This window comes from Streptomyces solincola (assembly GCF_002982015.1).
In the GTDB taxonomy this organism is placed as follows: Bacteria; Actinomycetota; Actinomycetes; order Streptomycetales; family Streptomycetaceae; genus Streptomyces; species Streptomyces solincola.
Genome location: NZ_PVLV01000187.1, coordinates 1 through 8,431, shown reverse-complemented (window position 1 = coordinate 8,431; position 8,431 = coordinate 1). Strand labels below are relative to the sequence as shown.

Annotated in this window: 9 protein-coding genes and 1 pseudogene; 3 read left to right on the top strand and 7 right to left on the bottom strand. The window is 77.0% G+C overall.

Going from position 1 to position 8,431, the window contains the following annotated elements:
- Nucleotides 1-48: 48 nt before the first annotated feature.
- Nucleotides 49-705: a DUF2293 domain-containing protein gene (locus C6N75_RS13675; protein WP_105869157.1), complete on the bottom strand. Its 657-nt coding sequence runs from the start codon at nt 703-705 to the stop codon at nt 49-51.
- Between the two features lie 173 nt (nt 706-878).
- On the bottom strand, nt 879-2,090 hold the full coding sequence (locus C6N75_RS13670) for a pyridoxal phosphate-dependent aminotransferase (RefSeq protein WP_105869156.1): 1,212 nt from the start codon (nt 2,088-2,090) through the stop codon (nt 879-881).
- An 86-nt stretch (nt 2,091-2,176) separates the two neighbouring features.
- Between C6N75_RS13670 and C6N75_RS13665 the strand changes: the two genes are divergently transcribed.
- Nucleotides 2,177-2,875 carry a winged helix-turn-helix transcriptional regulator gene (locus C6N75_RS13665; RefSeq protein WP_105869155.1) on the top strand — a complete coding sequence of 233 codons (699 nt, stop codon included), beginning with the start codon at nt 2,177-2,179 and terminating at the stop codon, nt 2,873-2,875.
- 47 nt (nt 2,876-2,922) lie between these two features.
- The gene (locus C6N75_RS13660; RefSeq protein ID WP_105869154.1) at nt 2,923-3,564 is read left to right on the top strand and encodes a nucleoside/nucleotide kinase family protein; all 642 of its coding nucleotides are present in this window, start codon (nt 2,923-2,925) and stop codon (nt 3,562-3,564) included.
- Nucleotides 3,565-3,693: 129 nt separating this feature from the next.
- On the opposite strand, the gene C6N75_RS13655 is transcribed toward C6N75_RS13660, so the two are convergent.
- From C6N75_RS13655 to C6N75_RS13645, 3 genes are read right to left on the bottom strand one after another with little or no spacing between them, the layout of a single operon-like run.
- On the bottom strand, nt 3,694-4,167 hold the full coding sequence (locus C6N75_RS13655) for a hypothetical protein (protein WP_105869153.1): 474 nt from the start codon (nt 4,165-4,167) through the stop codon (nt 3,694-3,696).
- A gap of 46 nt (nt 4,168-4,213) precedes the next feature.
- Nucleotides 4,214-5,200: a carbohydrate kinase family protein gene (locus tag C6N75_RS13650; RefSeq protein WP_105869152.1), complete on the bottom strand. Its 987-nt coding sequence runs from the start codon at nt 5,198-5,200 to the stop codon at nt 4,214-4,216.
- Nucleotides 5,197-6,105: a pseudouridine-5'-phosphate glycosidase gene (locus C6N75_RS13645; RefSeq protein WP_105869151.1), complete on the bottom strand. Its 909-nt coding sequence runs from the start codon at nt 6,103-6,105 to the stop codon at nt 5,197-5,199. The genes C6N75_RS13650 and C6N75_RS13645 overlap by 4 nt, the downstream gene beginning before the upstream one ends.
- 68 nt (nt 6,106-6,173) lie before the next feature.
- On the opposite strand from C6N75_RS13645, the gene C6N75_RS13640 reads away from it, so the two are divergent.
- The gene (locus tag C6N75_RS13640) at nt 6,174-6,542 is read left to right on the top strand and encodes a cupin domain-containing protein (RefSeq protein ID WP_105869150.1); all 369 of its coding nucleotides are present in this window, start codon (nt 6,174-6,176) and stop codon (nt 6,540-6,542) included.
- Between the two features lie 316 nt (nt 6,543-6,858).
- Here the strand turns inward: C6N75_RS13640 and C6N75_RS13635 are convergent, their stop codons facing one another.
- Both C6N75_RS13635 and C6N75_RS13630 read right to left on the bottom strand, forming a co-directional pair.
- Nucleotides 6,859-8,238: an MFS transporter gene (locus tag C6N75_RS13635; protein WP_105869149.1), complete on the bottom strand. Its 1,380-nt coding sequence runs from the start codon at nt 8,236-8,238 to the stop codon at nt 6,859-6,861.
- Nucleotides 8,239-8,332: 94 nt separating this feature from the next.
- Nucleotides 8,333-8,431, bottom strand: a pseudogene (locus C6N75_RS13630) (methylated-DNA--[protein]-cysteine S-methyltransferase); the annotation flags it as partial.

Below are 8,431 nucleotides of genomic sequence, written 5' to 3'. Positions count from 1 at the left end.
GCTCAGGACCCCTGCCGGTCCGCCCCCCACCGGCCGGCCCCCCACGGCTCACCGCCGCCAGGACTCCAGCACCGCCTCGATGGCGGGCGCCACACGCGCACGGGCCTGGCGGCGCGGCGTTCCCGCCGCCAGCAACGCGTCGTAGCCGGTGTCCAGATGCCGTACCGACGCCCGTACCGCCGCCGTCACCGCGCCCTCGTCCAGCGCCCGGCCCGCGGCGCTGCGCCCCACCCGGCCGCTGCCCCGCAGCCCGGTGTGCGCCGCGATCGCCGCGGCCCGCTCCGGCGGGCAGCCCGGGAACAGCAGCAGGATCCGCGCGGTGAGCGCGGCCCGGAAGCGCACGTCGTCCGCCGCGCGCCGCACCGCGTCCCGGGCCCGCCGGGCCGCCCGCGCGCCGGCGTCCGCCCGGCACGCCTGCTCCGCCCGGGCCAGCGCCGCCGGCTCGACCAGCACGCCCCGCCGCTCGTACCGCGCCCGTCGCCGGTCGCGGCGTACCACCACCGCCCACAGCGTGCTCGCCTCGCGTGCCCGGCGGGTCAACGCGGCGTCCCCGCGCGGCAGATACACCAGATGCCCCAGGTCGGCGCAGTCCAGGCAGAGCGGCGCGCCGTCCTCCACCACCAGCTTCGGCAGCGGTCCGCGCCGGCAGGCGGCGCACCGGTGGCGCCGCAGCGGTTCGACCACCACACGGGACGCGGACGGCACGGCGCTCCCCTCCTGCCCCGCGTCGCCCCGCGTCGCCCCGTGCGGACCGCGAGCGGCCGGCGGTAGGGGGTCGATGCCCGCCGCGCGCCGCCGCCAACCGGGTCCGCCGGTGGCGGATCCCCGCCGTCGCCGCTCCCGGCGGCGACCCGCCACCCCGGCTCGGGGCCTGCGGGCTACTGCCGGTATCCGCCGAGGAAGCGCCCGATCCGGCCGATCGCCGCGTCGAGGTCGTCGGCGCGCGGCAGGGTCAGGATGCGGAAGTGGTCCGGCCGCGGCCAACTGAAGCCGGTGCCCTGCACGACTTGGATCTTCTCGCGCAGCAACAGGTCCAGGACGAACTTCTCGTCGTCGTGGATCGGGTACACCGCGGGGTCCAGCCGAGGGAAGGCGTACAGCGCGCCCCTCGGCTTGACGCAGGAGACGCCGGGGATCTCGTTCAGTCGCTGCCAGGCCAGGTCGCGCTGCTCGTGCAGCCGGCCGCCGGGCGCGGTCAGCTCCCGGATGGACTGCCGGCCGCCGAGCGCGGCCTGGATGGCGTACTGCGCGGGCGCGTTGGGGCACAGCCGCATCGAGGCGAGCATGGTCAGGCCCTCCAGATAGCTGCGGGCGTGCTGCTTCGGCCCGCTGACGACCATCCAGCCGGAGCGGAAGCCGGCCACCCGGTAGGTCTTGGACAGCCCGGAGAACGTGAGCACCACCAGGTCCGGGGCGAGCACGGCGGCCGAGTGGTGGACGGCGTCGTCGTAGAGGATCTGGTCGTAGATCTCGTCGGCGAACACCATCAACTGGTGGCGGCGGGCCAGGTCGAGGATGCCCTCGACCACCTCCCGCGGATAGACCGCGCCGGTCGGGTTGTTCGGGTTGATGATCACCACGGCCTTGGTGCGGTCGGTGATCTTGGACGCCATGTCGTCCAGGTCAGGGTTCCAGTCGGCGGACTCGTCGCACAGGTAGTGCACCGCGCGCCCGCCGGCGAGCGTGGTGACGGCCGTCCACAGCGGGAAGTCGGGTGCCGGTACGAGGACTTCGTCGCCGTCCTCCAGCAGCGCCTGCACCGCCATGGAGATCAGCTCGGAGACGCCGTTGCCGAGGAAGACGTCGTCCACGTCCACCTCCGGCAGGCCCATCGTCTGGTAGCGCTGGGCGACCGCGCGGCGCGCCGACAGCACGCCCTTGGAGTCGGTGTAGCCATGGGCCCGCGGCAGCATCCGGATCATGTCCTGGACGATCTCCTCCGGCGCCTCGAAGCCGAACAGCGCCGGGTTGCCGGTGTTCAGGCGCAGCACGCTGTGGCCTGCCTCCTCCAGCGCGTCGGCGTGCTCGATCACCGGGCCGCGGATCTCGTAGCAGACCTCGCTGAGCTTGCTCGACTGCCGGAACTCCATGGTGCGACGCCTCCCGTGAACCAGTGATGCTTGGTTTTACCAAGTGGCAGCTTGGGAAGTCCAACTCCTTGTCTAGACTGCGTCGCATGCCACGTCCCAGCACGGCCCCGCGCCGCCGAAGCTATGACCAGTACTGCGCCTCCGCCCGCGCCCTGGACGCCGTGGGGGACCGGTGGACGCTGCTGATCGTCCGTGAGCTGCTGGCCGGACCGCGCCGCTACACCGATCTGCACGCCGACCTCCCCGGCGTCAGCACCGACATGCTCGCCACCCGGCTCAAGGACATGGAACGCGACGGACTCGCCACCCGCCGCAGGCTGCCGCCGCCCGTCTCGGCGTACGCCTACGAACTGACCGAGCGCGGCGCGGCGTTGCTCCCGGTGCTGCGGGCGCTGGCCGCCTGGGGCGCGAGCGCGCTGGACGGCCCGCGCCCGGTGGACGCCGTCCGCGCCCACTGGTTCGCCATCCCGCTGCTCACCGCCCTGGAGGCGACGACCGGCCGCACCGGCCCGGCCGGCTACGTGGAAGTCCGCCTGGACGAGGGCGTGTTCCATCTGCGGACCGGGGGCGGCGGGCAGGCGGCCGGGTGCGGCGACGGCCCGGCCCCCGCCGCACCGGACGCCGCGCTGGCCATGGACACCGCCACCTGCACGGCTGTCGCCCGCGGCGAGCTGACGCCCGCGGCCGCGATCGCCGCCGGACGCCTCACGGTCGCCGGCGACGGTCCGCACGCCGCCGCGCTCCGTGCCGCCGCCGCCGAGGCGGGCGACCTCGTCACCTCCTGAACCGTTCCGCCGGCGCGGGCCGCCCCGCCCTCGGGCAGCATGGAGGCGTGCGACTCGAACCGATCACCTGGGACCGGCTGACCGGCGCGCTCGCGGCCCGCCTTGACGGCCTCGCACCCGGCGACGGCGGCGACTGGCTCAAGGCCTGCGTCGACGGGGCGCCCGCCGCCCGGCCCGAGGAGACCGCCCGGCTGCTCGCCGACGAGCTGCGGCTGCGCGGCCGGGACGTAATGTGCGTGGACACCGGCGGCTTCCTGCGCCCCGCGTCGCTGCGGTACGAGTACGGGAAGCGGGACCCCGACACGTACTACGGCGGGTGGTTCGACACCGGCGCGCTGTGGCGCGAGGTCTTCGGCCCGCTGGAGCCCGGCGGCGGCGGGCGGGTGCTGCCCGACCTGTGGGACCCGGCCACCGACCGGGCCACCCGCACCCCGTACCGGACGCTGTCCCCGGGCGGGGTGCTGCTGCTGCACGGGCCGTTCCTGCTCGGCCACTGGTTCCCGTTCGACCTGACCGTCCATCTGCTGCTCTCCCCGGGGGCGCTGGCCCGCCGCACCCCCGAGGAGGCGGCCTGGACGCTGCCCGCCTTCGCCCGCTACGAGGAGGAGGTCGCCCCGGCCGACGCCGCCGACGCCGTGGTCCGCGCCGACCACCCCTCCCACCCCGCCTGGAGCGGCCTGCGGGATTGAGCCGGTCGCCTCGGGCGGCTCCAGGCGGTTCCGGGCGTCCCCGGCTGGCTTCAGGGAGCGGTGTCGCCGGCGCGGTGGTCCGCGCCGGCCGGCCGCGCCACTCCGCCCGGAGCGGGCGGCCCGTCCGAGTCAGCCGCCCCGGTGCCCTCGGGCGCTCGCGGGGAGTCTGAGCTCGCCGTGCGCGGCCTCCAGGGCCGCCCGCCGCGCCGCGGATATCCGCGCGTGCACGGGCACGCCGGTGGGCTCCCGCACGGCCTCGGTCAACCGCTCGGTCAGGTCGTGGACCGCGTCGGCGACCGGCTCGCCGCACAGCAGGTACACCTCCACGTGCAGCAGCCACAGCCGGCTGGTCAGCTCCGCCGCCCCGGCCACCTCCTGACCCGCGTGCGCCCGCTCCGCGGCCCGTTCCAGCTCCCGCACCGACGCGAAGAACCGGACCAGCACGTCCTTGCGCTCCTCGCGCAGAGCGCGCGCGGCCGCGGTGCGCTCCTGCTCGGCCGACTCCCGCGCCCGCCACCGCTCACTGAGCAGCGTGCCGGTGAAGCCGACGCCGGCGCCGACCAGTCCGCTGGCGGCCGTGATGACGTTCACCCAGAGGCTCATGGTCCTCACTGTGGCCGCTGACCGCCGCTCAGGTGGCGCTTTCCCGTCAACCGGCGGCCGCCCCCGGCCCCCGCGCGGCCGACGGGTCGGGGCCGGCCTGCCCGCCCGTCGACCCGGCCGGGCGGCCGCCGACCCGGGTGACCGCGTCCGCGCCCGCCCGGCAGCCGGCCTCCGCGGCGGCGGCCGGGTCCGCCCCGGCCAGCAGCGCCGCGAGGAACGCCCCGGTGAAGGCGTCACCCGCGCCGGTGGTGTCCACCGCCCGGGCCGGGGGAGCGGCGGCCTCGGCCACCACCCGCCCGCGCTCCGCCACCAGCGCCCCCGACCCGCCCAGGGTGACCGCGACCAGGCGGAAGCGCCGGCTCAGCGCGGCCGCGGCGGCCCCCGGATCGGCCAGCCCGGTCAGCAGCGCGGCCTCCGCGGCGTTCGGCAGGAGAAGGTCCGTCCCGTCGACTGCGGCCAGGAACCGGTCCCGGCCCAGCCTGGCGAGGAACCCGGTCGACGCCGGGTCCACGCTCACCGCCACGCCCCGCTCCCGGGCCGCCGCCAGCACCGAGGCCGCCGCCGCGTCGGCGGGCGCGGCGAACAGCAGATAGCCCGACAGGTGCAGCCGGCCCACCCCCTCCAGGGCGTCCGGGGGCCAGTCGGCCGGCGTCAGCCGCAGCGCCGCCCCGCTGTCGGTCAGGAACGTCCGCTCCCCGTCGCCCCGGTCCACCAGCGCGACCACCGTCGCGGTCGGCGCGTGCCGGTCGCGCACCAGCAGCGGCCGCACCCCCGCCCGCCGCAGCGACTCCTCGTGCCAGTCCGCCCGGTCCGCGCCCACCCGGGCCAGCAGCCGGACGTCGGCGCACCCGGCCCGCACCGCCCAGCAGGCGGCGTTGGCCCCCGCGCCGCCCGGCAGGGTGCGGATCTCCGCCGCCGTGTCGGTGGCGGCGGCCAGCGGCGCCCGGTACCGGGCCACCACGTCCGTCACCACGTCCCCGACGACCAGCAGCGCCCCCGTGCCGCCGGGCGGCGCCGGGGTCGTCGCGCTCACCGCGCCGCCGCGATCCGCGCGGCCAGCGACACATTGCCGCGCACGGCCGCCAGATTGGCCTCCAGCGACGCCCCGCCGGTCTCCCGTGTCAGGTACTCCAGCAGGAACGGCGTCACCGCCTGCCCGGTGACGTCCCGCGCCCGGCACTCCGCCAGCCCGGCCGCCAGCACCCGGTCGTGCAGTACGGGGTCGAGCTGCCGGTCCTCCGGCACCGGGTTGGCCACGATCAGCGCGGACTCGGGCCCGCCGAGCGCGTCCTGCGCCCGTATCACCGCCGCCACCTCCTCCGGGGAGTCCACCGCCCAGTCGACCGGCTCACCGGAGGACGTCAGATAGAAGCCGGGGAAGGCCTGCGTCCGGTAGCCGAGCACGCCCACGCCCAGGGTCTCCAGCCGTTGCAGCGTCGCCGGGACGTCCAGGATCGACTTCACCCCCGCGCAGACCACCGCGATCCGGGTCCGGGCCAGCAGCCGCAGGTCCGCCGACTCGTCCTGGGTCTCCGTCCACCCCCGGTGCACCCCGCCGAGCCCGCCGGTCGCGAAGACCCGGATGCCGGCCCGGGCCGCCAGGAAGGCGGTGGCGGACACCGTGGTCGCGCCGCTCACCCCCGCGGCGAGCGCCGGCGCCAGGTCCCGGTGGCCCAGCTTCCGCACCGCCGGGTCGACCGCCACCCGCTCCAGCGCCGCCTTGTCCAGACCGACCCTGGCCACCCCGTCCAGCACGGCGACCGTCGCCGGAACCGCCCCTCCCTCCCGGACCAGCGCCTCCAACTCCCCGGCCACCGCCAGGTTCCGCGGCCTGGGCAGGCCGTGGGCGATGATCGTCGACTCCAGGGCGACGACGGGCCGCCGAGCCGCCACCGCCTCCCGCACCTCTTCGGACAGCACCACAGTGGTCTCTGGCATGTCCCCATCCCTGGCGCGGCGGCGACCCCGGCAAACGTCCAGCTGGTGGACGGCTACAGTCGCTGCCCATGACGACGACGCACGACACGACCGGCCCGGCCTCCTTCGCCGTGCACATCCCCGACGCCGAACTGGAGCCCGAGCCCCTCGACCCGGAGCAGATCGTCTCCGGCGCCCCCGAGGTGACCGGCCGGGTGCTGTGGGAGTCCCCCGACGGCAAGCAGATCCGCGGCATCTGGCAGATCACCCCCGGCGTGGTCACCGACACCGAGGCGAACGAGCTGTTCGTCGTCGTCAGCGGGCGCGCCACCGTCGAGGTCGAAGGCGGCGAGACCCTGCACATCGGCCCGGGCGACGCCTGCGTGCTGCGCGAGGGCGACCGCACGACCTGGACCGTCCACGAGACGCTGCGCAAGGCGTACCACATCACGCTCTGACCCGGCCGACCGCTCACGGCCCGGCCCACGACCGCGCGCCCCGGCCGACTGCTCACGGCCGGCCCACGGCCGGCTCACGACCGTGCGCCCCGGCCGCCGCTCACGGCCCGGCTCACGACCGCGCGCCTCGGCCGACTGCTCACGGCCGGCCTCGACCGTGTGCCCCGGCCGACCGCTCAGGGCCGGCCCCGACCGCGTGTCCCGGCCGACTGCTCAGGGCTGGCCCGGCCCCGACCGTGTGCCCCGGCCGCCGGCGCACCTCCCTGCCGGCTCACGACTGGGCGACCCGGCCGCCGGCGCACCCCCCGCTCATCCGCTACCGCGCGGCCCGGGGCCGCCGGAGTATCGCCACGGCGGCGAGCGGCAGCACCAGCGCGGCGCCCGCCGCGTTGAGCCAGCCGTACCCGGCGTGCGCGACGACGACGCCCGCCACCACGCTGCCCACCGCCGCCGACGTGTTCATGGTCAGGTCCGACAGGCCCTGCGCGGCCGCCCGGTCCTCCTGCGGCACCGAGTCGGTCAGCAGCGCCGACCCGGACACCATCCCCGCCGACCAGCCCAGGCCGAGCAGTAGCAGACCGGCGGCGGTACGGCCGTGACCTGCTCCGGCCGTACCCGCCAACAGCGCGGCGAGCGACAGCAGCCCCATCCCCAGGCCGATCACCGTGAGGCGGCCGAAGCGGTCGGCCAGCCAGCCCATCACCGGGGACAGCGCGTACATCCCCGCGATGTGCCCGCTGATCACCAGCCCGATCAGCTCGATCCCCGCCCCGTGGTGGCTCAGCGCGACCGGGGTCATCGACATGATCGACACCATGGCCGTGTGGCACACCGCGATCGTCACCAGGGCCAGTCGGGCGCCGGGCGACCGGCGTATCGCCCGCGAACCGGCCCGCACCGCGCGGCCCGCGGCTCCCCACGGCGAGCGGCCGCCCCCCGGGTCCACCCGCTCCTCCTTCGCCACCGCCGCCCCCGCCGCCGAGGCCAGCGCGCGGGCGGTCAGCAGCGGATCGGGCCGCAGCAGCACCGCGATCAGCACCGCGCAGACCAGGAACAGTGCCGACGCCCACAGGAAGGGCCCGGCCGTCACCGGTATGCCGAGCCCCGCGACGCTCCGGCCGGCCGGAGCGGCGATGTTCGGGCCGACGACCGCGCCCGCCGTCGTCGCCCACACCACCGTGGAGATCGCCCGCGCCCGCCGGTCCGGCTCGGCCAGGTCGGCCGCGGCGAACCGCGACTGCAGATTGGCCGAGGACGCCGCCCCGAACGCGGCCAGTCCGGCCAGCAGCAGCGGGAAGCTGCCCACCGCCGAGGCCACGACCGCGATCCCGCCGCCCAGCGCCGCCAGCAGATAGCCGAGCACCAGCCCCGGCCGCCTGCCGCGCGCCGACATCAGGGCGGCGAGCGGCACGGAGAGCAGGGCCGTGCCGACGACCGTCGCGGTGGACGCCAGCCCGGCCAGCGCCTCCGTCCCGCTCACCTCCTGGGCGAGCACGGCGGACAGCGCGATCCCGGTGGCCACCCCCAGCCCGCCGAGCACCTGGTTGGCGGCGAGCACCGCGGTCGTACGCCGCCGCAGCGCCGCCAGCCGGTCCGCCGGTGGGAACTCCGCCGGCGCGCCCCGGTCGGCGGGCGCCCCGGAAGACTGGGCGGCCGCGCTCCCGGCATCGCCGCCCCGCTCGTGGGGAGTGGTCATCGGGGCAGTGTGCCAGCCCCGGCGCGCCGCGGGCAGGGGCCCAGCGGCCGTCCCCGTCCCCGCTCCCGTCGCCGGAACCGCCTCCGCCACCAGCTCAGAACAGCGGCTCCGGAAGGACGCCCTCCAGCGCCAGCAGCCGCCTCTTGGTCTCCAGCCCACCGCCGAACCCCCCGATCCCGCCGCCCTCCTCCAC